Below are 25,433 nucleotides of genomic sequence, written 5' to 3'. Positions count from 1 at the left end.
GATCTAGGATACCGATAGCGTAGGCTAAACACAAAATATATTTTAACCTTATCAACTTGAGTTGTTGATTTGTGCAAAAGTTTTATTTTTTATCTGTAAAGTTGAGGTGTGGCTATGGCGACGAAACCAGACAGTAGAATCAGTTGGCTACAGCTACTCCAACGTGGGCAGCATTACATGAAAACGTGGCCAGCAGAAAAGCGGCTGGCACCCGTGTTTCCTGAAAACCGCGTGGCGCAAGCGACGCGGTTCGGTATCCGCATCATGCCACCGCTGGCGGTGTTTACTTTAACGTGGCAGATTGCGCTCGGTGGTCAGCTTGGCCCGGCCATCGCCACCGCACTGTTTGCTTGTAGCCTGCCGTTGCAGGGGCTCTGGTGGCTTGGCCGCCGTTCTGTGACGCCTTTACCGCCGACGCTGGCACAGTGGTTCCATGAGATTCGCCATAAGCTATTAGAGTCAGGACAGGCATTAGCCCCCCTGGAAGAAGCGCCAACTTACCAAACGTTGGCGGATGTGCTGAAGCGCGCGTTTAATCAGCTTGATAAAACCTTCCTGGATGATTTGTGATCGGCGTCAGGCTGTGTGCGGGTTGATGGCTATTTTGTTCTTTCCCCTGTTTCAAATCAAAGAAGCGGTGGCTACCGCTACCGTGACACGATTCAGTATGCGATTCTGAGGCCATTACCTATTTAGCGATATTGGCTTACCCCAAAAAGGGTTCAGGAGAGCAACATGGAAATGACAAATGCCCAGAGATTGATCCTTTCAAATCAATATAAAATGATGACGATGCTCGATCCCGACAACGCCGAGCGCTATCGCCGGTTACAAACGATTATCGAGCGGGGTTATGGTTTGCAGATGCGCGAACTGGACCGTGAGTTTGGTGAGCTGACCGAAGAGGTTTGCCGCACCATTATTAACATCATGGAAATGCATCATGCCTTGCAGGTGTCGTGGACCAATCTGAAAGATAAGCAGGATTTGGATGAACGCCGCCTGACCTTCCTGGGCTTTGATGCCGCAACGGAAGCGCGCTACCTCGGCTTTGTTCGCTTTATGGTACATGTCGAAGGTCGCTACCCCCATTTTGATGCGGGCACGCATGGGTTTAACGCTCAGACAAAAATGTGGGACAAATACAACAGAATGCTGGCTGTCTGGCAATCCTGCCCACGCCAGTATCACTTGAGTGCGGTTGAGATCGCACAGATCATCAACGCCTGATTAATGAAAAAGGGGCTTTCTGTGGAGTGTAAAGGTTTTCTGTTCGACCTCGATGGTACGCTGGTTGATTCACTGCCTGCTGTAGAACGTGCGTGGATTAACTGGGCAAAGGATCACGATATTGAACCACAGGAAGTGCTGGATTTTATTCATGGCAAGCAGGCAATCACATCCCTGCGTCACTTTCTTCAAGGGCAAAGCGAAGAAACGATTCAACAAGAGTTTGATGCGCTGGAGAAAACTGAAGCGTCTGATACGCAGGGTATTATTGCCATGCCAGGGGCGAAGGCGCTGTTGGAACGTTTGGATGCACTGGATATCCCCTGGGCGATTGTGACATCCGGTACGGTGCCGATTGCCAGCGCACGTCATCACCGTGGAGAGCTGCCTGCTCCTCGTGCCTTTATTACCGCGGAGCAGGTTGCCAAAGGCAAACCTGCTCCTGATGCTTATCTCCTTGGTGCACAGCAGCTAGGGTTAAAGCCCGAAGAGTGTGTCGTCGTGGAAGATGCGCCCGCAGGCGTACTATCGGGTCTGGCGGCTGGCTGCAAGGTGATTGCGGTGAAGGCTCCTGCGGATACGCCAAAGCTGGATCAGGTCGATCTGATTCTTGATTCGTTGGAGCAGATAGAAATAGAACAATTACCAAACGGCGCGAAGGTGCTTCTGCGCCAGTAGGCCGTCTGTAACATAATGACAAAACTGTGACTAAATATGATCAAACCTCGCATCCGCGAGGTTTTTTTATGGCATGCTGAACCTCCACCTCTCAATATGCATTTTTCCGTCAGGGGAACCGTTTTGAATAGCGAACTTCTCTGGGTTTTATCCCTGTTGCTGATCGCCATTGTGTTGTTTACCACCAATAAATTACGCATGGACGTCGTAGCGCTGTTGGTCATTATCGCGTTTGTACTGAGCGGCACGCTGACGCTCTCTGAAGCGTTGGTGGGGTTCAGCGATCCTAACGTGATATTGATTGCTGCCCTGTTTGTGATTGGTGAGGGGTTGGTTCGTACAGGCGTTGCTTATCAGGTCGGTGATTGGCTGGTTCGTGTCGCGGGCAGTAGTGAGATGAAGATGTTGATCTTACTGATGGTCACTGTTGCGCTGCTGGGAGCTTTCATGAGCTCCACTGGCGTTGTCGCGATTTTTATTCCTGTGGTGCTGAGTGTCTCTGCACGGATGAAAATTTCCCCCGGAAGACTGATGATGCCGCTGAGTTTTGCCGGGTTGATTAGCGGCATGATGACGCTGGTAGCAACGCCGCCGAATATGGTGGTGAGCAGCGAGCTGATGCGCGAAGGTGTCGCGGGTTTTGGGTTTTTTAGCGTGACGCCGATAGGGATGGTGGTCTTGCTGCTGGGCGTGGCGTATATGATGGTCGCGCGTTACTGGCTTGGCGATGCCGAGACGGCAACTGCAAAAGAGATGTGGAAGAGAAGAACGTTTCGCGATCTGATTCGTGATTACCGGCTGACGGGTAGGGCGCGTCGGTTGGCGATTCGCCCAGGATCGCCTTTTATCGGTCACCGTCTTGATGATTTACGCCTGCGTCAGCGTTTTGGGGCGAACGTGGTCGGGATTGAGCGCTGGCGTAAGTTTCGCCGTGTGATGATCAGCGTAGCGGGCAATACCGAACTTCGCCTGAATGATGTTCTACTGATCGACATGTCGGCCTCTGAGGTGGATCTACGCGAATTTTGCACCGCACAGCGGCTTGAACCGATGGTGCTGCGCGGTGAGTATTTCTCCGAGCAGGCGCGTGATGTGGGAATGGCGGAAGTCTCGTTGATTCCCGATTCTGAGCTGCTGGGGAAAACGCTGTATGACGTCGGATTTCGTAGCCGCTATGGCCTGAGTGTCGTGGGGATTCGCCGATCAGGCGAAGCGATGGAAGGTATCCTCGCCGATGAACCGCTCCAGCTCGGTGATATTCTGCTGGTGATGGGTGACTGGCGCATGATTCGACAGCTACACACGCAGAAAAACGACTTTCTTTTGCTTAATCTCCCTGCCGAAGTGGATGACGTTGCGCCCGCGGTAAGTCAGGCACCTCACGCGCTGTTTTGTCTGGCGCTGATGGTAGCGATGATGCTGACAGATGAAATACCGAATGCGGTTGCTGCGCTGATCGCCTGTTTGCTGATGGGTAAATTCCGCTGTATCGACATGGAAAGTGCTTATCGAGCTATTCACTGGCCGAGTATTATTCTTATCGTCGGGATGATGCCGTTTGCGCTAGCGTTGCAGCAAACTGGCGGTGTAGCGCTAATCGTTAAAGGGCTGATGGATGTTGCCGGGAACGCCGGGCCGCATGTGATGCTGGTGTGCTTGTTCGTACTGTGTGCTGTGATCGGTCTGTTTATTTCCAACACGGCGACCGCGGTGCTGATGGCGCCCATTGCGATTGCTGCCGCGAAGCAAATGGGCGTGTCGCCTTATCCTTTTGCGATGATCATCGCGATTGCAGCCTCTGCCGCCTTTATGACCCCGGTATCGTCACCGGTGAATACGTTGGTACTGGGGCCGGGCGGTTATAAATTCGGGGACTTTGTGCGCATTGGCGTCCCCTTTACCGTGCTGGTGATGTTAGTCAGCGTAGTGATGGTACCGTGGCTGTATCCGTTCTGACGGTGACTTTCCGTTATAGCGGACGCCGTTATAACGGAGAATCCTGACTGATTTCGTCAAGCGACAGGCTAAAGCTGGGCACGAATACCGTCATGAAATAGTCCATTTCCGGGCTGTGGCGCAGCTGCAATGTTTTTTCCAGTCGTGCTTTGGCAAGTGTGAATTCCGCATTGCCTGCGGATAATTCTTCCAGACATTTTAGGTAGGCGCATAGGGCGTCTGCCTGTTTAACGATAGCGCGTTCTTCTTCGCTGGTGTAGTTATCATCCAGCAGCATTCGATAATCCTGCTGGAGTTCTTCCGGCAACATCTCAACCAGTTTCTGCTGTGCAATCTTCTCTATTTTCTTGTACTCATGTGCGATCTGCGCATTGTAGTACTTGATCGGCGTCGGCATGTCACCGGTCAGCACCTCGCTGGCATCATGGTACATCGCCAGCAGCGCGATGCGTTCTGCGTTCAGGTTACCGTCGAATTTACGGTTTTTGATGACTGCCAGCGCGTGGGCGACAAAGGCGACCTGAAGGCTGTGTTCGGAGACGTTTTCCGTGCGCACGTTGCGCATGAGCGGCCAACGGCTGATGAGTTTTAGACGAGATAAATGGGCGAAAAAGTGGCTCTGATTCATGGCGATCTCTCAGACAGCAGCGCGGTGAAATAGCAATATTGTGGGCATCTATTGTGGGCACATGCCGGAGATTATGCAAACGGAGGTGAGGTATTCGCCGGGCGGTGATTGCCCGGCGAGGATAGGCTCGATGGCTGCTGGGTTATTGGTGATAGTGCCCCAGGAAACGCCCTAATTTGTGGATTGCCATGTCCAGTTCATCAATACGCGGCAGCGTGACGATGCGTACGTGGTCCGGGTAAGGCCAGTTAAATGCGGTTCCCTGAACCAGCAACACTTTTTCCTGCAACAGGAGATCCAATACCAGTTTTTGGTCGTCGTGGATATTAAAGCGCTTGGCGTCAATGCGTGGGAACATATAGAGCGCGCCGCGTGGTTTTACGCACGATACGCCGGGGATCTGATTGATCAGTTCCCAGGAACGGTTGCGCTGCTCGTACAGACGTCCGCCGGGCTGAATAAATTCGCTGATGCTCTGATAGCCGCCCAGCGCGGTCTGAATCGCATGCTGCATCGGCACGTTGGCGCACAAACGCATAGAGGCCAGCATTTCCAGCCCTTCAATGTACCCTTTGGCGTGTTTTTTCGGGCCATTGAGTACCATCCAGCCTTGACGGAAACCTGCCACGCGGTAGGTCTTGGAAAGTCCGTTGAACGTGACTGTCAGCAGATCCGGCGCGAGTGCGGCAATCGAGTGATGCTGCGCATCGTCATACAGAATTTTGTCGTAAATTTCGTCGGCAAAAATGATCAGGTTGTGTTCGCGCGCAATCGCCACGATATCCAACAGCAGCTCTTTGCTGTAGACCGCACCCGTTGGGTTATTCGGGTTAATGATGACAATACCGCGAGTATTGGACGTGATCTTTTTGCGGATATCATCCAGATCGGGGAACCAATCGGAGGATTCATCGCAGAGATAGTGAACGGCGTTGCCGTTAGACAGGGAAACCGCGGCGGTCCAAAGCGGGTAGTCCGGCGCAGGAACCAGCATTTCATCGCCCGGGTTCAGCAGCGCCTGCATGGATTGCACGATGAGTTCGGAAACGCCGTTACCAATATAGACGTCTTCAACCGTAATATCGCGCATATCCCGCGCCTGATAGTGCTGAACGATGGCTTTACGGGCGGAATAGAGGCCTTTGGAATCACAGTAGCCCTGTGCGGTCGGCAGGTTACGGATGACATCGACCAGAATTTCGTCCGGTGCCTCGAAGCCGAAAGGGGCAGGGTTGCCAATGTTCAGTTTAAGGACTTTATTACCTTCTTCTTCAAGCCGCTTGGCTTCCTTTAAGACTGGGCCACGGATGTCATAGCATACGTTCTCCAGTTTCTTGGATTTTTCAATCGGAGACATAAATAGTACGAGCCTTCTGCAGAGAGCGCATATTCCCAGACGGAATAGCATAACCTGCTTAATGTACTCTTCCTGCAGTACCTTTTGAAGAATGATTATCGCTTTTGCTGCAAATGGTTGCGCATCTGCACTATATGGTTGTGTACTCGTTGGATGGTGCGATATGGTAGGGGGCGGACAACTGTTCATGCCGCACTTTTTTAGCGCCAGAATAGGGTGACAGGGAGATCGTGTTTATTTAAGTGTGGAGCGTATTTATTTCGCAAGTTGAAATAAAGGGAAGGTGCCGTTGTTATTGAATTAAGGATTAAGGCTGGTGAGTCATTTAATTACATGATGTCTTACCAATGGAAAGGCGATAGTGGTAACGAAATATAAGTATTTTTTTGCCCTTATCGTGCGTCTGCGATAGTGTCTTTAAATGTATCGGTCATTACCTGTACATGTAATAAAACACCAGGAATATTTTGTTAAAATTAAAATAGATAAGTGAAAAATCGTATGACCAGTGCAAATCGACCAGTACTTAATCTCGATCTTGATTTACTGAGGACGTTTGTTGCCGTTGCAGATTTAAATACATTTGCAGCAGCGGCAACCGCAGTCAATCGAACCCAATCGGCTGTCAGCCAGCAGATGCAGCGGCTGGAGCAACTCATCGGAAAGGAGCTTTTTGCCCGGCACGGGCGTAATAAATTGCTGACCGAACATGGTATCCAGTTTCTGGGTTATGCCAGAAAAATATTACAATTCAATGATGAAGCTTGTATTTCATTAATGTACAGCGATATTCAGGGTACGCTGACCATCGGGGCGTCTGACGATACGGCAGACACCATCCTTCCTTATATTTTGCATCGGGTGACATCCGTATTTCCTAAACTCTCCGTCAATGTCAGCGTAAAACGCAGCGCTGAAATGATGGAAATGTTGAATCAGGGGAAAATAGATCTGGTTATTACCACAATGAACGGTGTGGTGTTTCCTCATGTGTTATTACGCAGTTCTCCAACGTTATGGTATTGCGCGGCGGATTATCAGTTCCGATCGCAAGAACCTGTCCCTCTGGTTGTTCTGGATGAGCCGAGTCCTTTCCGGACGTTGGCGACACAACAACTGACGGCCGCTGGGATCCCCTGGAGAATTGCCTATGTGGCTTCAACACTTTCTGCTGTGCGCGCTGCGGTGAAGGCTGGCATGGGGATTACCGTGCGGTCAGTGGAAATGATGAGCCCGGAATTGCGGGTGTTGGGCGAAGAGGAAGGGTTGCCGAGATTGCCTGAAACACGTTATTTCCTCTGCCAGAATCCTAATCAGGAGAATGAGCTGGCAACGGCAATTTTCAATGTGATTGAATCAGGGAAGCCCTCTCACATTACGCCTGTCAGCATGTTAGCAAACAGCACGAATGAAACATTGTCTTCCGACCCGTCGCTGAAGGATGCGATCTAATCGTAATGGGTAGTTAACTATCATTCGGGGAGGGTAGGGACGCACCCCGAATGATGATGATTTATGACTAAGGTGTTAAACCCACATCGGCAGCGCCTTCCTGGCCTGATTTCCTCTTGCCGATCCCACTTTGCGTTTTCCATTTCACATCAATAGGCTAGGCGTGGCGAGATTAATGATCTCCCTTTGTTTTATAAAACGCCGGTTCTATTTTTTTAAAATAATGTTATGGAAAATGGCATCAAATCTTATCCAGCATCATCTTGATTTTTTTACTAACTAAATTGGTAAAAATGTGTGCTGGATCAAAAAATACCCCTAATAACCACATGGGGGAACAGGCATTTTCTGTGAAAATGGTATAGTGACGCGGTGAACTTGCTTCCTGTGCTGCTGCAACTTGGTTAACTAATAAAAGTACTGACTCGATTTAGCTGCGGGTGAGAACACAAAATGTTAACAAAACAGCGTGCATGTAAAGTAATGTACTGTTATTTTTAGTAAGGTTGAAAAAAAGGTTACAAATTTAGGGGCTCAACCATACCAAGCAAGGCTTACCTGATACGTTTCCATGCTTTTTTGTGGTTATTAATCCTTCCTTTTAATCGATGTGGCGCATTAACTGCCGATAATAGAGCAGGGATGTTACCCGCCACTTTTGATGAGTAAGCAAAGAGAATGTCAACAACTACTGAAATCCTCGCCCATCATTGGGCATTTGGGCTATTCCTTATCATTGCCGTAGGCCTTTGCGTCTTCATGCTGACCGGTGGATTCTTGCTGGGAGGGAGAGCAAAAGGCAGGGCCAAAAACGTACCTTATGAATCCGGTATCGACTCCGTAGGTTCAGCGCGGTTACGCCTGTCTGCTAAATTTTATCTTGTCGCTATGTTCTTCGTAATCTTCGACGTTGAAGCCCTCTATCTCTACGCTTGGGCTGTGTCTATCAAAGAAAGCGGCTGGATTGGCTTCATTGAAGCAACTATTTTCATTTTGGTGCTGTTGGCTGGTTTGATTTATCTGGTACGCGTTGGGGCACTTGACTGGACCCCGGTACGTTCCAAGAGACAAGTCGTTAAATCAGACATCATCAACACTACCAACAATCATCCGCAGTAACAGCGAGGCATTTTAAGATGGACTATACGCTCACCCGCATAGAGCCGGACGGTGAGAATGACCGTTATCCCCTGCAACGTCAGGAGATCGTTTCCGACCCTCTGGAGCAACATGTTCACCGCAGTGTCTATATGGGCAAACTGGAACATGCATTACACGATACGGTGAACTGGGGGCGTCAGAACTCCCTGTGGCCGTACAACTTCGGCCTGTCTTGTTGCTACGTAGAAATGGTGACGTCATTTACCGCCGTTCATGACGTGGCGCGTTTTGGTGCTGAGGTTCTGCGTGCGTCGCCACGTCAGGCCGACTTCATGGTAGTAGCGGGAACCTGTTTTACCAAAATGGCCCCCGTTATTCAGCGTCTGTACGAGCAAATGCTGGAACCTAAATGGGTTATCTCCATGGGTGCATGTGCTAACTCCGGCGGTATGTACGATATCTATTCCGTTGTTCAGGGTGTAGATAAATTCCTGCCTGTTGATGTGTACATTCCGGGCTGCCCGCCGCGTCCTGAAGCCTACATGCAAGCGCTGTTGCTGCTGAAAGAATCCATCGGTAAAGAACGCCGCCCTCTGTCATGGGTGGTGGGTGAACAGGGCGTTTACCGCGCCAACATGCAATCTGAGCGTGAGCGCAAACGCGGCGAACGAATCGCTGTGACTAACCTGCGTTCGCCTGATGAGATTTGACCTGTAGATGATAAACCCGGTGACCGTGTAATACCTCGATAATAGTGTGCGGTCATTATCAGCTACAGAAATAGCACATTTAATGTGGTGACATATTTATGACAGATTTAACGACACACGATCTCGCTCAGCCAGGCTGGCAAACCCGCGATCACCTTAACGATCCGGTCGTTGGCGAACTGTGTAACCGTTTTGGACCAGATGCATTTACTGTACAGGCAACCCGCACAGGTATCCCTGTTGTGTGGGTCAAGCGTGAGCAATTACTGGATGTTGTCGCATTCCTGAAAAAACAGCCGAAGCCTTATGTGATGCTGTTTGACCTGCACGGTATGGATGAGCGCCTGCGCACCCATCGTGAAGGTTTACCTGCTGCCGACTACTCCGTCTTTTATCACATTATTTCCATCGAGCGTAACCGCGACATCATGCTGAAAGTCGCGTTAGCCGAGAGCGATCTGCATGTACCGACCGTGACCAAACTGTTCCCGAACGCCAACTGGTATGAGCGTGAAACGTGGGAAATGTTTGGTATTACGTTCAATGGTCACCCGCACCTGACGCGCATCATGATGCCGCAGACGTGGGAAGGGCATCCGTTGCGTAAAGATTATCCGGCGCGTGCGACCGAATTCGATCCTTTCGAGCTGACCAAGCAGAAAGAAGATCTGGAGATGGAATCGCTGACGTTCAAACCGGAAGAGTGGGGAATGAAGCGCGGTACTGAAAATGAGGACTTCATGTTCCTCAACCTCGGTCCGAACCACCCGTCTTCACACGGTGCCTTCCGTATTATCCTGCAATTGGACGGTGAAGAAATCGTCGACTGCGTGCCAGATGTGGGTTACCACCATCGCGGTGCGGAGAAAATGGGCGAGCGCCAATCTTGGCACAGCTACATTCCTTATACCGACCGTATTGAATACCTTGGCGGCTGCGTTAACGAAATGCCGTACGTACTGGCCGTGGAAAAACTGGCAGGTATTGAGGTGCCGGATCGCGTCAAGACGATTCGCGTAATGCTGTCTGAGCTGTTCCGTATAAATAGCCATCTGCTGTATATCAGTACTTATATTCAGGACGTCGGTGCGATGACACCGGTGTTCTTTGCGTTTACTGACCGCCAGAAAATTTACGATTTAGTTGAAGCAATTACCGGCTTCCGTATGCACCCGGCGTGGTTCCGTATTGGCGGTGTGGCGCACGATCTGCCACGCGGCTGGGAACGTCTGCTGCGTGAATTCCTTGACTGGATGCCGAGCCGTCTGGATACCTACGTCAAGGCTGCGCTGCAGAACACCATTCTGAAAGGCCGTACTCAGGGCGTCGCCGCCTACAATGCGAAAGAAGCGTTGGATTGGGGTGTAACAGGTGCGGGTCTGCGTGCCACTGGTATTGGTTTTGACGTGCGTAAATGGCGTCCGTATTCCGGTTATGAAAACTTTGACTTTGAAGTGCCAGTAGGCGACGGCATCAGCGATTGCTACAGCCGCGTTATGCTGAAAGTCGAAGAACTGCGTCAGAGCTTACGTATTCTGGATCAGTGCCTCAAGAACATGCCGGAAGGCCCGTTCAAAGCGGATCACCCGCTGACGACGCCGCCGCCAAAAGAGCGCACGTTGCAGCATATCGATACGCTGATCAACCACTTCCTTCAGGTTTCTTGGGGACCGGTGATGCCTGCCAATGAATCATTCCAGATGGTTGAGGCAACGAAAGGTATCAACAGCTATTACCTGACCAGCGACGGCGGCACGATGAGCTACCGTACCCGTATTCGCACGCCGAGCTATGCGCACCTGCAACAGATTCCTTCTGTCATTCGTGGGTGTCTGGTATCCGACCTGATCGTTTACCTCGGCAGTATTGATTTCGTAATGTCAGATGTGGACCGCTAATTATGCATGATCATAACAATCACGATCATATTGACGCTCAGGGACAACCTGCTGCCGATTCGCTGACAAAAGACAATGCTTTTGTATTGAGTGACGCCGAACGTGACGCCATTGAGCACGAAAAACATCACTACGAAGATGCACGCGCTGCGTCAATCGAAGCACTGAAAATTGTGCAGAAAGCACGCGGCTGGGTACCGGATGGGGCTATCCACGCGATTGCCGAGCTGCTGGGTATCCCTGCCAGTGACGTGGAAGGCGTGGCAACGTTCTACAGCCAGATTTTCCGTCAGCCTGTCGGGCGTCATGTTATTCGCTATTGCGACAGCGTCGTGTGCCACATCAATGGCTATCAGGGCGTTCAGGCCGCGCTTGAGCGTAAGCTCAGTATCAAACCGGGACAGACAACGTTCGATGGACGTTTCACGCTGTTGCCGACCTGCTGCCTGGGGAACTGTGACAAGGGGCCGGCAATGATGATTGACGAAGATACCCATACCCATGTGACGCCGGAAGGAATTGAATCGTTATTGGAGCAGTATCAATGAGTAAAGACATTGTTCTGACTGCTGAGCAGCATCCTCTGACCTGGCGTTTACGTGCAGACAAACAGCCGGTATGGCTGGATGAGTATCGCAGCAAAAACGGCTATGCCGCCGCGCAAAAAGCGTTAACTGGCATGGCGCAGGATGAAGTGGTCTCACTGGTTAAAGACGCTGGCCTGAAAGGGCGTGGCGGCGCGGGCTTTTCGACGGGCTTGAAGTGGAGCCTGATGCCGAAAGACGAAAGCATGAATATCCGCTACCTGCTGTGTAACGCGGATGAGATGGAGCCCGGTACTTATAAAGACCGCCTGCTGATGGAGCAAGAGCCTCATCTGCTGGTTGAAGGTATGCTGATCAGCGCCTTTGCGCTGAAAGCCTACCGTGGCTACATCTTCCTGCGCGGTGAATACATCGAAGCTGCCGTTCACCTGCGTCGCGCAATCGAAGAAGCGAAAGCGGCTGGCCTGCTGGGCAAAAATATTCTGGGCAGCGGGTTTGATTTCGAGCTGTTCGTGCATACGGGCGCTGGGCGTTATATCTGCGGTGAAGAAACTGCACTGATTAACTCACTGGAAGGCCGTCGTGCTAACCCTCGCTCTAAGCCGCCGTTCCCGGCGTCTGCGGGTGTGTGGGGCAAACCGACCTGCGTTAACAACGTGGAAACGCTGTGTAACGTACCGGCGATTATCGAGCACGGTGCGGCGTGGTATCAGGGGCTGTCTGCGGGTAAAAGTAAAGATGCAGGCACGAAACTGATGGGCTTCTCCGGCCGCGTCAAGAATCCGGGTCTGTGGGAACTGCCGTTCGGTACGACTGCGCGTGAAATTCTGGAAGACTACGCGGGCGGTATGCGCGATGGTCTGAAGCTGAAAGCCTGGCAACCGGGTGGTGCTGGTACGGATTTCCTGACGGAAAGCCATCTCGATCTGCCGATGGATTTTGAGCACATTGCGAAAGCGGGTAGCCGTATGGGGACCGCGCTGGCGATGGCCGTCGATCACGAAATCAATATGGTTTCGCTGACGCGCAATCTCGAGGAATTCTTCTCCCGTGAATCCTGTGGCTGGTGTACGCCGTGCCGCGATGGTCTGCCGTGGAGCGTGAAGATTCTGCGTGCGTTGGAGAAGGGGGAAGGCCAACCTGGCGATATCGAAACGCTGGAGCAACTTTGCCGTTTCCTCGGACCGGGTAACACCTTCTGTGCGCATGCGCCGGGTGCGGTCGAGCCGCTGCAAAGCGCCATCAAGTATTTCCGGGAAGAATTCGAAGCGGGTATCTCTAAACAGTATTTAGGCAATGTCAAAGCGATTGGCGGTATTCAGCCTAACCTGTTGAAAGAGCGCTGGTAAGCTATCGCTCAACACGTGCGAGATGCAGTGAATGTATCCGCAGGGTGGCGCAAATAAGCCACCCTCATAAACCCAATAGATTTCAAGGCGCAGGTAGCCAACGCATTTGCGATTTGAAAGTGAGGGTATACAGAATTTTTGATTAGCGCTCGTGGTAACACGGGCCATTATGGAAGCATGCTGACTATGGCTACTATTCATGTAGACGGCAAAGAGTATGAAGTAAACGGAGCAGACAACCTTCTAGAAGCTTGCCTGACTCTGGGACTTGATATTCCTTACTTTTGCTGGCACCCCGCGCTCGGGAGCGTCGGATCCTGCCGCCTCTGTGCGGTAAAACAGTACCAAAACGCGGAAGACACCCGCGGTCGTCTGGTGATGTCTTGTATGACACCGGCAACCGAAGGAACGTTCATCGCGATTGAAGATGAAGAAGCGAAGCTATTCCGTAAGACGATAGTTGAGTTTCTGATGACCAACCACCCGCATGATTGTCCGGTGTGTGAGGAAGGCGGTAACTGTCATTTGCAGGATATGACGGTGATGACGGGGCAGAACTTCCGTCGCTATCGCTTCACCAAACGTACCCACCGCAATCAGGATCTCGGGCCGTTCATTTCTCATGAGATGAACCGCTGTATCGCGTGCTATCGCTGCGTGCGTTACTACAAAGACTACGCGGATGGCAAAGATCTCGGCGTTTACGGCGCACACGACAACGTCTACTTCGGCCGCCCGGAAGATGGCACGCTGGAAAGCGAGTTCTCCGGTAACCTGGTTGAAGTGTGTCCTACCGGTGTCTTCACCGATAAAACGCACTCCGAGCGCTATAACCGTAAATGGGATATGCAGTTTGCACCGAGCGTCTGCCAACAGTGCAGTATCGGCTGTAATACCAGCCCCGGTGAACGCTATGGCGAACTGCGTCGTATCGAAAACCGTTTCAACGGTAGCGTAAACCACTATTTCCTGTGTGACCGCGGCCGTTTTGGTTACGGCTATGTCAACCAGAAAGACCGTCCGAACCAGCCACTGCAACGTCGTGGTGATGACTGGATCGCGCTGAATGCCGATCAGGCATTGCAAGGTGCGGCGGATGTGCTGCGTCAGGCGAAGAAAACGATCGGTATCGGTTCACCGCGCGCCAGCATTGAGAGCAACTTCGCGTTGCGTGAGCTGGTGGGTGCAGAAAACTTCTATACGGGTATTGCACAGGAAGAACAAAATCGTCTGCAATTGATCCTGAAAGTGCTGCGTGAAAGCGGTGTGAGAACACCGGCGCTGCGTGAGATCGAAGGCTACGATGCAGTTCTGATTCTGGGTGAAGATTTGACGCAGACGGGTGCGCGTATCGCACTGGCTGTTCGTCAGGCCGTTAAAGGTAAAGCTCGCGAAATGGCAGCCGCACAGAAAGTGGCTGACTGGCAGATTGCGGCAATCATGAACATCGGTCAGCATGCCAAGCATCCGCTGTTTGTCACCAACGTCGACAACACCCGTCTGGACGACATCGCCGCATGGAACTACCGTGCGCCGGTTGCCGATCAGGCTCGTCTTGGTTTTGCCATTGCACACGGTCTGGATAGCAGCGCACCAGCAGTTACCGATCTGGCTGCCGGCCTAGACCAGAAAGTCGATATCATCGTACAGGCGCTGGCCGGTGCGAAAAAACCACTCATCATCTCCGGTACCAATTCAGGTAGCGAGGAAGTGATCTCTGCGGCAGCAAACGTTGCCAAGGCGCTGAAAAATCGCGGTTCTGACGTCGGCATCACCTTTGTTGCTCCTGCTGCTAACAGCATCGGGTTGTCAATCATGGGCGGCGGTTCGCTGGATGACGCGCTGGCGCAGTTGGAAAACGGCGACGCTGATAGCGTAGTGGTTCTGGAAAACGATCTCTACCGTCATGCACCCATCGCTCGCGTTGACGCGGCGCTGGAAAAAGCGGAAAACCTGATTGTGGTTGACCATCAGCGTACTCGCATCATGGATAAGGCCAGCATCATTCTGTCTGCCGCCAGCTTTGCTGAAAGCGACGGTACGTTGGTGAATCAGGAAGGCCGCGCTCAGCGTTTCTTCCAGGTTTATGACCCAACGTACTACAACGACAAAATTGTGATGCTGGAAAGCTGGCGCTGGCTGCACTCGCTGTATATCACCTATAACAGCCGTCAGGTTGACTGGACGCAACTGGATAACGTGATTGATGCGTGTGTTGCTGAATTGCCGCAGCTGGCTGCAATTAAAGATGCCGCGCCTGACGCCTCGTTCCGTATTCGTGGCCAGAAACTGTCGCGTTCACCGATTCGCTCCAGTGGCCGTACTGCGATGCGTGCCAATATTAGCGTGCATGAACCACGTCAGCCGGTTGATAAAGACACCATGTTTGCCTTCTCAATGGAAGGGAACAACAGCCCGACAGCTAATCGTCAGCAAATTCCGTTTGCCTGGGCACCAGGCTGGAACTCACCGCAAGCCTGGAACAAATTCCAGGACGAAGTGGGCGGACATTTGCGTCATGGCGATCCGGGTGTGCGTATGATCGAAGCCGGAGAAGGTTCGCTGGCGTATTTCGATAACATTCCTGCGGCTTTCGTCCCACAAGCGGGTCAATGGCGCGTTGCGCCGTATTATCACCTGTTTGGTAGTGATGAAATGTCACAGCGTTCTGACGTGATTCAGCAGCGTATGCCAGAGCCTTACGTGATGGTGAACCCGGCTGATGCGGCAACGCTGGGCGTGAACGCCGGTGCGTTGCTGGAGTTGACCTGTGCAGGACAAACGTTACGTCTGCCACTGCGCTTAAGTGCGGCATTGAGTCAGGGACAGGTTGGTTTACCGCTGGGCTTACCGGGTATTGCACCGGTGCTGGCGGGTGCAACCGTTGAAAATCTGCGGGAGGCCGCACAATGAGTTGGTTAACGCCGGAATTAATCGAGATTCTGATCTCCGTCGGAAAAGCGATCGTGATTCTGCTGGTTGTGGTGACCTGTGGCGCATTCATGAGTATGGGTGAACGTCGACTACTCGGCCTCTTCCAGGGACGTTATGGACCGAACCGGGTAGGTTGGGGCGGTTCATTGCAGCTTGTCGCTGACATGATCAAAATGTTCTTCAAAGAAGACTGGGTGCCGAATTTCACCGATAAGGTGATCTTCACGCTGGCACCGATGATCGCGTTTACGTCAATGCTGATTGCCTTTGCGATTGTGCCGATCACGCCAACTTGGGGTGTCGCCGATCTGAACATCGGTATCCTGTTCTTCCTGATGATGGCAGGTTTGGCCGTTTACGCCGTGCTGTTTGCTGGCTGGGCAAGTAACAACAAATACTCGCTGCTGGGTGCGGTACGTGCTTCTGCTCAGACCGTAAGCTACGAAGTGTTCATCGGCCTGTCGTTGATGGGGGTTGTCGCGCAAGCGGGCTCGTTCAACATGCGTGACATCGTCGATTCTCAGGAACACCTGTGGAACGTGATCCCGCAGTTCTTCGGCTTTATTACGTTTGCCATCGCAGGCGTGGCGGTGTGTCACCGCCACCCGTTTGACCAGCCTGAAGCTGAACAGGAACTGGCAGATGGTTACCACATTGAATACTCCGGTATGAAATTCGGTCTGTTCTTTGTCGGGGAATATATCGGGATCGTGACTGTTTCCGCGCTGATGGTGACCTTATTCTTCGGTGGCTGGCATGGTCCAATCCTGCCTCCGTTTGTCTGGTTTGCGCTGAAAACAGGCTTTTTCATGATGATGTTCATCCTGATTCGTGCTTCGTTACCCCGTCCGCGTTATGACCAGGTGATGTCTTTCGGTTGGAAAGTCTGTCTGCCGATAACGCTTTTGAATCTGCTGGCGACAGCGGCCGTCATTTTGTACAACGCTTAAGAAGGGGTGAATAAACCATGACATTGAAAGAGTTAGTGGTTGGTTTCGGCACCCAGATACGCAGTATCTGTATGGTGGGATCGAATGCTTTTAAGAAGCGCGAAACCAGAATGTATCCAGAAGAGCCTGTGAATCCACCGCCGCGCTACCGTGGTCGTATCGTGCTGACGCGCGATCCTGATGGTGAAGAGCGTTGCGTTGCCTGCAACCTGTGTGCGGTGGCCTGTCCGGTCGGCTGTATCTCATTGCAGAAAGCGGAAACCAAAGATGGTCGCTGGTATCCGGAGTTCTTCCGCGTCAACTTCTCGCGCTGCATTTTCTGTGGCTTCTGCGAAGAAGCGTGCCCTACAACCGCTATCCAGCTGACGCCGGATTTCGAGATGGGCGACTACAAACGTCAGGATCTGGTGTACGAGAAAGAAGATTTGCTGATATCGGGGCCGGGTAAATATCCGGAATACAATTTCTACCGGATGGCTGGTATGGCAATCGATGGGAAAGACAAAGGCGAAGCTGAAAACGAAGCCAAACCCATTGATGTCAAAGGCCTGTTGCCCTAAGGAGCTAGCATGGAATTCGCTTTTTATACCACAGGCTTGATTGCGATACTGGCGACATTGCGCGTCATTACGCATACCAATCCTGTGCATGCATTGTTGTATATGGTCACCTCGCTTATGGCGATTGCGGGCGTATTTTTCTCGCTGGGGGCTAATTTTGCCGGCGCGCTGAGCATCATCGTGTATGCAGGTGCCATCATGGTGCTGTTTGTGTTCGTGGTCATGATGCTCAACCTCGGTAATTCCGTAGAAGAACAAGAGCGGAATTGGCTGAAGCCTAGCGTCTGGATCGGTCCGAGCATTCTTTCACTGGCGTTACTGGTGATTGTCGTCAATGCCATCCTTAGCCTGAAAGAGCAGGGCATAACGGGTACGCCAGTTGAGGCGAAAGCCGTGGGTATCAGCCTGTTTGGTCCTTATGTTCTGGCCGTTGAATTGGCATCAATGCTGCTGCTGGCGGGATTGGTTGTCGCTTTCCATATTGGTCGTGAAGATAAACGTGGTGACGTTGTCAGTAAAGAAGGCGCGAACCAGGACGTTGAGAAGAAAATAACGGGGGAACGCGCATGATTCCGTTACAACATGGGTTAATTTTAGCCGCTATCCTGTTTGTGCTGGGGCTGACTGGTCTGTTGATTCGCCGTAACCTGCTGTTTATGTTGATCAGTCTCGAAATTATGATCAATGCTGCCGCGCTGGCTTTTGTTGTCGCAGGCAGTTACTGGCAGCAGCCGGATGGTCAGGTGATGTACATTCTGGCGATTACGCTGGCAGCGGCTGAGGCCAGTATTGGTCTGGCACTGTTGCTACAAATGTATCGTCGTCGTCAGACCCTGAATATTGATACAGTCAGTGAGATGCGCGGATGAACTTACTCTATTTAACAATACTCTTCCCGCTGCTCGGCTTTCTGTTGCTGGCATTTTCTCGCGGTCGCTGGTCGGAAAATACGTCCGCGACTGTCGGTGTTGGCTCGATTGGTCTGGCAGCGTTGGTTACCGCTTGGGTTGTGGTCGATTTCATGGGCCAACAGCACGGTGGCGTGACCTTCTTTAATCAGCATTTGTGGACATGGATGGCCGTTGGCAACTTCGACATCAGCGTAACGCTGACGCTCGATGGCCTTTCGGTGACGATGCTGTCCGTTGTAACGGGCGTTGGTTTCTTTATCCACCTGTTTGCCTCCTGGTACATGCGTGGGGAAGAGGGATATTCCCGCTTCTTCGCCTACACCAACCTGTTCATCGCGAGTATGGTCATTCTGGTACTGGCGGATAACCTGTTGTTGATGTACCTCGGTTGGGAAGGGGTGGGGCTGTGCAGTTACCTGCTGATCGGTTTCTACTACACCAATCCGAAGAACGGCGCGGCGGCGATGAAAGCTTTCATCGTTACGCGTGTGGGTGACGTCTTCCTCGCCTTTGCCCTGTTCATCCTTTACAAAGAACTGGGTACGCTTAACTTCCGCGAGCTGATGGTATTGGCACCGCAGAAACTGGCTGAAGGTTCACCGGAAATCACCTGGGCTACGCTGATGTTGCTGGGTGGTGCGGTTGGTAAATCGGCACAGCTGCCGCTGCAAACCTGGCTGGCGGATGCAATGGCCGGTCCAACTCCGGTCTCTGCACTGATCCACGCCGCGACGATGGTTACCGCGGGCGTTTACCTGATTGCACGTACAAACGGCCTCTTCCTGATGGCACCGGATGTTCTGCATCTGGTAGGGATTGTGGGTGCAGTAACGCTGGTGCTGGCGGGTTTTGCCGCTCTGGTTCAAACCGACATCAAGCGCGTCTTGGCTTACTCTACCATGAGTCAGATTGGTTACATGTTCCTGGCGCTGGGCGTTCAGGCATGGGATGCCGCGATTTTCCACCTGATGACGCACGCGTTCTTTAAAGCGCTGCTGTTCCTCTCGTCTGGTTCGGTGATTCTGGCCTGCCACCACGAGCAGAACATCTTCAAGATGGGCGGCTTGCGTAAAACGATTCCGCTGGTTTATGTTTGCTTCTTGGTCGGGGGCGCGGCGTTGGCTGCACTGCCGTTGGTTACCGCAGGCTTCTTCAGTAAAGACGAGATTCTGGCTGGTGCATGGGCAAATGGTCACATCAATCTGATGGTGGCTGGATTGGCTGGTGCCTTCATGACCTCGCTGTATACGTTCCGTATGATTTTCATCGTGTTCCACGGTGAAGAGAAAACCAAAGCGCATGCAGGAAAAGGTATTTCTCACCACTTACCGCTGGTTGTGTTGATGATTCTGTCCACCTTTATTGGTGCGATGATTGTTCCGCCGTTGCACGGTGTACTGCCAGCGACGACAGAGCTTGAACATGGCCAGTTGATGACGCTGGAAATTACCTCTGGCGTGGTGGCGATTGCCGGTATTCTGCTTGCTGCTGTGCTGTGGCTGGGTAAACGTCAGGCGGTGAGCAGCATCGCGAAGAGTGCTCCAGGTCGTTTCTTCTCGACCTGGTGGTTCCACGCGTGGGGCTTCGACTGGTTGTACGACCATGTCTTTGTTAAACCGTATCTGGCTATCGCGAAGCTGTTGCAGCGTGATCCGTTAAATGCATTGATGACGCTTCCGGCTACGATTACCCGTTGGGGTAACCGTGGGCTGGCGCTCAGTGCGAATGGTCAGTTGCGCTGGTACGTTGCTTCTATGGGCTTTGGTGCCGTGCTGGTGCTGGCCTTGTTACTGCTGGTCTAAGGCAGTATCCGGTAACGTATAAAAGGTAGGGCATTCCGCAGATAGGGATGCCCGCCACGGCAAGTTTTCAGATTTCTTTAATTTAGGGACACAAAACGCCATGCTACTACCTTGGCTAATTCTTCTCCCCTTTATCGGCGGTCTGCTGTGCTGGCAGTTAGAGCGTTTTGGTACGAAAGTACCGCGCTGGATAGCGTTGATTGCAATGGGGCTGACACTCGCACTGTCTCTGCAACTGTGGTTGCAAGGCGGTTACTCTCTGACGGCGCCGACAGGCGTGCCACAATGGCAATCCGAGTTTTATGTGCCATGGATCCCACGCTTCGGCATCGGCATCCATCTTGCGCTGGACGGCCTGTCGCTGCTGATGGTCGTGCTGACGGGGCTGCTGGGCGTGTTGGCAATCCTCTGTTCCTGGAATGAAATTCAGCGCTATCAGGGCTTCTTCCACCTGAACCTGCTGTGGATTCTGGGCGGCGTTATCGGTGTGTTCCTTGCCATCGACATGTTCCTGTTCTTCTTCTTCTGGGAAATGATGTTGGTACCGATGTACTTCCTGATTGCACTGTGGGGGCATAAAGGCTCCGACGGTAAAACCAGAATTACGGCGGCAACCAAGTTCTTCATTTATACCCAGTCGAGCGGCCTGATCATGTTGATCGCGATTCTGGCGCTGGTCTTTGTGCATCACAATGCCACTGGCGTTTGGACGTTCAACTATGAAGACCTGCTGAAGACGCCGATGTCATACGGTGTTGAATATCTGCTGATGCTGGGCTTCTTCATCGCGTTTGCTGTAAAAATGCCTGTCGTGCCGTTGCACGGTTGGTTGCCGGATGCACACAGTCAGGCGCCAACGGCGGGTTCTGTTGACCTGGCAGGGATCCTGTTGAAAACGGCGGCCTATGGTCTGCTGCGTTTCAGCCTGCCGCTGTTCCCGAATGCTTCCCATGCCTTTGCACCGATTGCCATGTGGCTGGGCGTGATTGGTATCTTCTACGGTGCCTGGCTGGCGTTTAAACAGACGGATATCAAGCGTCTGATTGCTTATACTTCGGTGTCCCACATGGGCTTCGTGATGATTGCCATCTATTCCGGTAATCAACTGGCTTATCAGGGCGCGGTGATCCAGATGATTGCGCACGGTTTGTCCGCTGCTGGTCTGTTCATTCTGTGTGGTCAGCTGTACGAGCGTCTGCATACCCGTGACATGCGTGAAATGGGTGGCCTGTGGTCGCGTCTGAAGTTCCTGCCTGCGCTGTCTCTGTTCTTTGCTGTGGCAACCTTGGGTATGCCGGGCACGGGTAACTTTGTCGGCGAATTCATGATTCTGTTCGGCAGCTATCAGGTTGTGCCGGTGATTACGGTGATCTCAACCTTCGGTCTGGTATTCGCGTCAGTCTACTCACTGATCATGATGCAGCGTGCTTACTACGGCGCGCCTAAATCTGATGAGCCATTGAAGAGTATGTCGCTCCGCGAATTGTCTATCGTGATGCTGTTGGTGGTATTACTGGTGTTGTTAGGGGTTTACCCGCAACCGATTCTGGATACCTCCAGTGCCGCGATGTCAAATATCCAGCAGTGGTTTATGTCGTCTGCTCCAGATTCAATTATTTCAACAACAAGGCCGTAATTCGCCATGACAATAACTCTTCAACAACTAATTGCGCTATCGCCGCTGTTGATCGTCGGATTGACGGTAGTGGTTGTGATGCTGTGCATTGCGTGGCGACGCAACCATTTTGTCAACGCAACCATGACGGTTATCGGCCTGAATATTGCGTTGCTGTCACTGTACTTTGTCGGTCAGGTTGGCCCAACGGACGTGACGCCGCTGCTGCGTGTTGATGGCTTCTCGATGTTCTATACCGGACTGGTTCTGCTTGCCAGTCTGGCAACCAGCACGTTTGCCTATCCGTGGCTGCAAGGCTACCCGGACAACCGTGATGAGTTCTACCTGCTGGTTCTGATTGCTGCGTTAGGTGGGATCCTGCTGGCGAGCGCTAACCATCTGGCTTCGCTGTTCATCGGGATTGAACTGCTTTCTCTCCCGCTGTTTGGTCTGGTCGGCTATGCCTTCCGCCTGAAACGTTCGCTGGAAGCCAGTATTAAATACATGCTGCTGTCGGCGGCGGCGTCTTCCTTCCTGCTGTTTGGTATGGCGCTGATTTATGCTGAATCAGGCGATATGAGCTTTGCCAGCCTCGGTAAGAGCCTGAGCGATAACCAAATCCATGAGCCGCTGTTGCTGGCAGGCTTGGGGATGATGATTGTCGGTCTGGGCTTCAAACTGTCTCTGGTTCCATTCCAACTGTGGACGCCTGATGTGTATCAGGGCGCGCCTGCACCTGTGTCTACGTTTCTGGCGACGGCCGGTAAAATTGCCGTTTTCGGTGCAGTCATGCGTTTGTTCCTGTATGCGCCGATGGCCGATAGTGAGTCTGTCAGAATCGTGCTGGGTGTCATCGCATTTGCATCGATCCTGTTCGGTAACGTGATGGCGGTATCGCAAACCAACATCAAACGTCTGCTCGGCTACTCTTCCATCGCGCATTTGGGCTATTTACTGGTTGCCCTGATTGCGGTTCAGAGCCATCAACTGGCGCTGGAAACCGTAGGCGTGTATCTGGTGGGTTACTTGTTCAGCAGCCTGGGCGCGTTTGGTGTGGTTAGCCTGATGTCCAGCCCGTACCGTGGCCCGGATGCTGATTCACTGTTCTCTTACCGTGGTTTGTTCTGGCATAAACCGATCCTGTCTGCGGTGATGACGGTGATGATGCTGTCTCTGGCGGGTATTCCGATGACGCTGGGCTTCTTCGGTAAATTCTACGTGCTGGCTGTCGGTGTTAACGCTGAGCTGTGGTGGTTGACTGGTGCGGTCGTGCTGGGTAGCGCCATTGGCCTGTACTACTATCTGCGCGTGATGGTCAGTTTGTTCCTGAATGCGCCGCAGGTGTTGCAGCGTGATACGCCAAACAACTGGGCTTTAACCGCTGGTGGTGTAGTCGTACTGATCTCCTCCATCGCAGTACTGTTCTTTGGTTTGTATCCGCAGCCGCTTATCTCTCTGGTGCAATTGGCGCAGCCAATGATGTAACCGCTGACGAGAGTCTGCTTGAGTAATGAAGCGCCGTTGATGAGAATCAACGGCGTTTTTTATGGAAGCAAAATACGTTTTAGGAATGATCTGGTCTGTTGAAGCCGTAGGAACGACGCAAAATTGTCTATAGTTAATGAGGCAACGATTTATAACTAATGACTTTTCATAACAGAAGGGAGCACTTTATGGCAGCGACCAAAAAACAGCCTGAAGAAATTCGTGTCGATGATGATTTAAAACTTCTGTCTGAAACGCTGGATGAGGTATTGCGCTATACGGGCGATCAGGCGGACCAGGCCTATCTTGATTTGAAGAAGGGCGCTGAAAAAGCGCTGCTGGAAGTCAAAGCCCGTATTGGCGTAACTGACAGCTATTATGCACGCGCCAAGCAGGTGGCCGACAAAGCTGACGTCTATGTGCATGACAAACCCTGGCACGGTATCGGTATCGGTGCCACCGTGGGGCTGGTGTTAGGATTACTGCTGGCTAAGCGCTAGTTCCTGCCAATCTAGTTTCTGGTAATTGAGTTTCTGAGAATAATGTAGCGGGGTTACCCGCTACATCTCTCGATATCCTCTAGTCCTGAATCTTATCCTCTTTCTCCGGCATTCCTTGTACCCAATAGATGGCTTCAAACGGACGTAGCTCCAGAATTGCGGGCTGAGTCTGGGCGTCAGGGTAATTGCTGAGTAACAGTCGCCAGCGGCGGTCATGAGTATCAATGGGAGGCTGCCAGAGCAGGGGCTGCTTACTGAGGTTTGCCAGAACCAGAAGCCGCTGTCCTTCCCAGATACGCTGATAGCACCAGACGGTAGGATGGTCTGGCAACAGATCCTGATAGTCTCCGTGCGTCAGCAGCGGAAGCGCTTTACGCATAGCGATAAGCTGTTGGTAGGTGTAGAAGACGGACTCTTTATCCGCCAGCGCCTGTTCCGCGTTAATGTGGGTGAAATTCTGGCATGGCGCTATCCACGGCGCACCATTCGTAAATCCAGCATGTTTGCTGGTATCCCATTGCATCGGCGTGCGGCCGTTATCGCGCGATTTGCTGGCGAGGATTGCTAAGGTTTGTGCCTCTGGCTGGCCGCGATCGCGCTGTTCAGCAAATTGATTCAGGCTTTCAATGTCGCGGTATTGTTCAATCTGCGTATAGCCGGGATTGGTCATACCCAGTTCCTCGCCCTGATAGATATAGGGCGTTCCCTGCATACCGTGAAGCACCATTGCTAGCATCTTGGCGGACTGCACACGGAATTCGCCCTCATCCCCAAAACGCGACACGATGCGCGGCTGATCGTGATTACACCAGAACAGCGCATTCCAGGCGTGGTTGTGCATTCCCTGCTGCCAGTGATTAAAAATCTGCTTGAGCTGGACAAAGTCAGGCTCCGCCAGCGTCCATTTTTCCCCATTGGGGTAATCGACTTTCAGATGATGGAAATTGAACGTCATGGAGAGTTCGCTGCCGTCCAGCGCGGCATAGCGGCGGCAGTGCTCCAGCGAGGTCGATGACATTTCACCGACGGTCATCAAGCCGCGGGGCTGAAAAACATCCTGACTGAATTCCTGCAAGTAATCATGAATCAGGGGACCATCGGTATAGAAACGACGCCCGTCGCCCTGAGTATCAGATGGGAAATCCTGCTGCTTGGAGACCAGATTGATAACGTCCAGCCGCAGCCCGTCCACGCCTTTATCCGCCCAAAATTCACAAACCTGTTTTAATTCATCCCGTACGCGTGGGTGTTCCCAATTCAGATCGGCCTGTTCGGTGGCAAAAAGGTGCAGATAATACTGTTTGCTTTCCGCGTGCCACTGCCAGGCTGACCCACCAAATTTTGACCGCCAGTTATTGGGTAAAGCACCGTCATTCCCATCACGCCAGATATAAAAATGACGATATGGGCTGCGGCGATCCTGCGCGTTCAGGAACCAGTGATGCTGCGTCGAGGTGTGGTTGAACACCATGTCCATGACGACACGGATACGGCGCTGGTGCGCTTCCGCGATCAACGTTTCCATATCGGCCATCGTGCCATAGGTTGGATCGATGGCGCAGTAGTCGGCGACGTCATAGCCGTTATCAACCTGAGGAGAAAGATAAACCGGCGTCAGCCAGATCGCATCGACCCCCAGCTGTTGCAGGTAATCGAGTCGGGCGGTGACGCCAGCGATGTCGCCAATGCCATTTCCGGTACTGTCCTGAAAGCTCTTCGGATAGATTTGATAAATTACGCCGTTTTGCCACCAGGGAAGCGAGGCGTTCATC

22 protein-coding genes are annotated in these 25,433 nt (G+C 52.3%); 19 read left to right on the top strand and 3 right to left on the bottom strand.

From position 1 onward, the window contains the following. Positions 1-114: 114 nt before the first annotated feature. The 4 genes from yfbV (at position 115) to Q3A88_RS01915 (ending at position 3,864) form a co-directional block, all read left to right on the top strand. Positions 115-570 carry a terminus macrodomain insulation protein YfbV gene (gene yfbV / locus Q3A88_RS01930; RefSeq protein WP_039280211.1) on the top strand — a complete coding sequence of 152 codons (456 nt, stop codon included), beginning with the start codon at positions 115-117 and terminating at the stop codon, positions 568-570. 165 nt (positions 571-735) lie between these two features. Then, complete coding sequence (locus tag Q3A88_RS01925; RefSeq protein WP_014916031.1) at positions 736-1,230, top strand: YfbU family protein; 495 nt, start codon at positions 736-738, stop codon at positions 1,228-1,230. Positions 1,231-1,251: 21 nt separating this feature from the next. Continuing rightward, a complete protein-coding gene (locus Q3A88_RS01920) occupies positions 1,252-1,908 on the top strand; it encodes a sugar phosphatase (protein ID WP_317177308.1) in 657 nt (218 codons plus the stop codon). Between the two features lie 123 nt (positions 1,909-2,031). Further along, positions 2,032-3,864: an SLC13 family permease gene (locus Q3A88_RS01915; RefSeq protein ID WP_010278915.1), complete on the top strand. Its 1,833-nt coding sequence runs from the start codon at positions 2,032-2,034 to the stop codon at positions 3,862-3,864. Positions 3,865-3,892: 28 nt separating this feature from the next. Here Q3A88_RS01915 and yfbR read toward each other — a convergent pair whose 3' ends face one another. Beyond that, positions 3,893-4,492, bottom strand: a complete 600-nt coding sequence (gene yfbR, locus Q3A88_RS01910; RefSeq protein ID WP_014916030.1) for a 5'-deoxynucleotidase — start codon at positions 4,490-4,492, stop codon at positions 3,893-3,895. Between the two features lie 142 nt (positions 4,493-4,634). Beyond that, the gene (locus Q3A88_RS01905) at positions 4,635-5,849 is read right to left on the bottom strand and encodes a pyridoxal phosphate-dependent aminotransferase (protein ID WP_014916029.1); all 1,215 of its coding nucleotides are present in this window, start codon (positions 5,847-5,849) and stop codon (positions 4,635-4,637) included. Positions 5,850-6,350: 501 nt separating this feature from the next. Between Q3A88_RS01905 and lrhA the strand changes: the two genes are divergently transcribed. From lrhA to elaB, 15 genes are all read left to right on the top strand, one after another. Then, entirely contained in the window at positions 6,351-7,301 is a 951-nt protein-coding gene (gene lrhA / locus Q3A88_RS01900; protein WP_039280429.1) for a transcriptional regulator LrhA, read from the top strand. A gap of 678 nt (positions 7,302-7,979) precedes the next feature. Next, positions 7,980-8,420: an NADH-quinone oxidoreductase subunit A gene (locus tag Q3A88_RS01895; RefSeq protein ID WP_010278904.1), complete on the top strand. Its 441-nt coding sequence runs from the start codon at positions 7,980-7,982 to the stop codon at positions 8,418-8,420. 17 nt (positions 8,421-8,437) lie between these two features. Then, the gene (locus tag Q3A88_RS01890; RefSeq protein ID WP_005969846.1) at positions 8,438-9,112 is read left to right on the top strand and encodes a NuoB/complex I 20 kDa subunit family protein; all 675 of its coding nucleotides are present in this window, start codon (positions 8,438-8,440) and stop codon (positions 9,110-9,112) included. A 98-nt stretch (positions 9,113-9,210) separates the two neighbouring features. Further along, complete coding sequence (gene nuoC / locus Q3A88_RS01885) at positions 9,211-11,010, top strand: NADH-quinone oxidoreductase subunit C/D (RefSeq protein ID WP_010278900.1); 1,800 nt, start codon at positions 9,211-9,213, stop codon at positions 11,008-11,010. A 2-nt stretch (positions 11,011-11,012) separates the two neighbouring features. Then, positions 11,013-11,558, top strand: a complete 546-nt coding sequence (gene nuoE / locus Q3A88_RS01880) for an NADH-quinone oxidoreductase subunit NuoE (protein WP_317177307.1) — start codon at positions 11,013-11,015, stop codon at positions 11,556-11,558. After that, positions 11,555-12,904 (top strand): NADH-quinone oxidoreductase subunit NuoF, encoded by a 1,350-nt coding sequence (gene nuoF / locus Q3A88_RS01875; protein ID WP_010278895.1) that lies wholly within the window; start codon positions 11,555-11,557, stop codon positions 12,902-12,904. Before nuoE ends, nuoF begins: the two co-directional genes overlap by 4 nt. Before the next feature lie 186 nt (positions 12,905-13,090). Beyond that, a complete protein-coding gene (gene nuoG / locus Q3A88_RS01870) occupies positions 13,091-15,817 on the top strand; it encodes an NADH-quinone oxidoreductase subunit NuoG (RefSeq protein WP_039280206.1) in 2,727 nt (908 codons plus the stop codon). Then, complete coding sequence (gene nuoH / locus Q3A88_RS01865; RefSeq protein ID WP_010278889.1) at positions 15,814-16,788, top strand: NADH-quinone oxidoreductase subunit NuoH; 975 nt, start codon at positions 15,814-15,816, stop codon at positions 16,786-16,788. The genes nuoG and nuoH overlap by 4 nt, the downstream gene beginning before the upstream one ends. A gap of 17 nt (positions 16,789-16,805) precedes the next feature. Continuing rightward, entirely contained in the window at positions 16,806-17,348 is a 543-nt protein-coding gene (gene nuoI / locus Q3A88_RS01860) for an NADH-quinone oxidoreductase subunit NuoI (protein WP_010278884.1), read from the top strand. Between the two features lie 9 nt (positions 17,349-17,357). Beyond that, positions 17,358-17,918, top strand: a complete 561-nt coding sequence (nuoJ, locus tag Q3A88_RS01855) for an NADH-quinone oxidoreductase subunit J (protein WP_010278881.1) — start codon at positions 17,358-17,360, stop codon at positions 17,916-17,918. Continuing rightward, the gene (gene nuoK, locus Q3A88_RS01850) at positions 17,915-18,217 is read left to right on the top strand and encodes an NADH-quinone oxidoreductase subunit NuoK (protein ID WP_005969835.1); all 303 of its coding nucleotides are present in this window, start codon (positions 17,915-17,917) and stop codon (positions 18,215-18,217) included. Before nuoJ ends, nuoK begins: the two co-directional genes overlap by 4 nt. Further along, on the top strand, positions 18,214-20,061 hold the full coding sequence (gene nuoL, locus Q3A88_RS01845) for an NADH-quinone oxidoreductase subunit L (RefSeq protein WP_039497504.1): 1,848 nt from the start codon (positions 18,214-18,216) through the stop codon (positions 20,059-20,061). Before nuoK ends, nuoL begins: the two co-directional genes overlap by 4 nt. Before the next feature lie 100 nt (positions 20,062-20,161). Next, positions 20,162-21,697: an NADH-quinone oxidoreductase subunit M gene (gene nuoM / locus Q3A88_RS01840; protein WP_110162204.1), complete on the top strand. Its 1,536-nt coding sequence runs from the start codon at positions 20,162-20,164 to the stop codon at positions 21,695-21,697. 6 nt (positions 21,698-21,703) lie between these two features. Then, positions 21,704-23,161, top strand: coding sequence for an NADH-quinone oxidoreductase subunit NuoN (nuoN, locus tag Q3A88_RS01835; RefSeq protein ID WP_205534800.1), 1,458 nt, complete (start codon positions 21,704-21,706; stop codon positions 23,159-23,161). 188 nt (positions 23,162-23,349) lie between these two features. Continuing rightward, positions 23,350-23,661: a stress response protein ElaB gene (elaB, locus tag Q3A88_RS01830; protein ID WP_010295366.1), complete on the top strand. Its 312-nt coding sequence runs from the start codon at positions 23,350-23,352 to the stop codon at positions 23,659-23,661. Positions 23,662-23,740: 79 nt separating this feature from the next. Here the strand turns inward: elaB and treC are convergent, their stop codons facing one another. Next, positions 23,741-25,432 carry an alpha,alpha-phosphotrehalase gene (gene treC, locus Q3A88_RS01825; RefSeq protein ID WP_317177378.1) on the bottom strand — a complete coding sequence of 564 codons (1,692 nt, stop codon included), beginning with the start codon at positions 25,430-25,432 and terminating at the stop codon, positions 23,741-23,743. Between the last annotated feature and the right edge of the window lies 1 nt (position 25,433).

Source organism: Pectobacterium sp. HCp5_1, from assembly GCF_032905925.1.
Lineage (GTDB): Bacteria > Pseudomonadota > Gammaproteobacteria > Enterobacterales > Enterobacteriaceae > Pectobacterium > Pectobacterium brasiliense_A.
Note: the sequence above shows the minus strand (reverse complement) of the source record. Positions and strands in the feature narration are given on the sequence as shown.

Bases quoted from the DNA above. Each gene is read 5' to 3' on its own strand.
- yfbV (WP_039280211.1), top strand. From the start codon at position 115: ATGGCGACGAAACCAGACAGTAGAATCAGTTGGCTACAGCTACTCCAA.
- Q3A88_RS01925 (WP_014916031.1), top strand. From the start codon at position 736: ATGGAAATGACAAATGCCCAGAGATTGATCCTTTCAAATCAATATAAA.
- yfbR (WP_014916030.1), bottom strand. From the start codon at position 4,492: ATGAATCAGAGCCACTTTTTCGCCCATTTATCTCGTCTAAAACTCATC.
- Q3A88_RS01905 (WP_014916029.1), bottom strand. From the start codon at position 5,849: ATGTCTCCGATTGAAAAATCCAAGAAACTGGAGAACGTATGCTATGAC.
- lrhA (WP_039280429.1), top strand. From the start codon at position 6,351: ATGACCAGTGCAAATCGACCAGTACTTAATCTCGATCTTGATTTACTG.
- Q3A88_RS01895 (WP_010278904.1), top strand. From the start codon at position 7,980: ATGTCAACAACTACTGAAATCCTCGCCCATCATTGGGCATTTGGGCTA.
- Q3A88_RS01890 (WP_005969846.1), top strand. From the start codon at position 8,438: ATGGACTATACGCTCACCCGCATAGAGCCGGACGGTGAGAATGACCGT.
- nuoC (WP_010278900.1), top strand. From the start codon at position 9,211: ATGACAGATTTAACGACACACGATCTCGCTCAGCCAGGCTGGCAAACC.
- nuoE (WP_317177307.1), top strand. From the start codon at position 11,013: ATGCATGATCATAACAATCACGATCATATTGACGCTCAGGGACAACCT.
- nuoF (WP_010278895.1), top strand. From the start codon at position 11,555: ATGAGTAAAGACATTGTTCTGACTGCTGAGCAGCATCCTCTGACCTGG.
- nuoG (WP_039280206.1), top strand. From the start codon at position 13,091: ATGGCTACTATTCATGTAGACGGCAAAGAGTATGAAGTAAACGGAGCA.
- nuoH (WP_010278889.1), top strand. From the start codon at position 15,814: ATGAGTTGGTTAACGCCGGAATTAATCGAGATTCTGATCTCCGTCGGA.
- nuoI (WP_010278884.1), top strand. From the start codon at position 16,806: ATGACATTGAAAGAGTTAGTGGTTGGTTTCGGCACCCAGATACGCAGT.
- nuoJ (WP_010278881.1), top strand. From the start codon at position 17,358: ATGGAATTCGCTTTTTATACCACAGGCTTGATTGCGATACTGGCGACA.
- nuoK (WP_005969835.1), top strand. From the start codon at position 17,915: ATGATTCCGTTACAACATGGGTTAATTTTAGCCGCTATCCTGTTTGTG.
- nuoL (WP_039497504.1), top strand. From the start codon at position 18,214: ATGAACTTACTCTATTTAACAATACTCTTCCCGCTGCTCGGCTTTCTG.
- nuoM (WP_110162204.1), top strand. From the start codon at position 20,162: ATGCTACTACCTTGGCTAATTCTTCTCCCCTTTATCGGCGGTCTGCTG.
- nuoN (WP_205534800.1), top strand. From the start codon at position 21,704: ATGACAATAACTCTTCAACAACTAATTGCGCTATCGCCGCTGTTGATC.
- elaB (WP_010295366.1), top strand. From the start codon at position 23,350: ATGGCAGCGACCAAAAAACAGCCTGAAGAAATTCGTGTCGATGATGAT.
- treC (WP_317177378.1), bottom strand. From the start codon at position 25,432: ATGAACGCCTCGCTTCCCTGGTGGCAAAACGGCGTAATTTATCAAATC.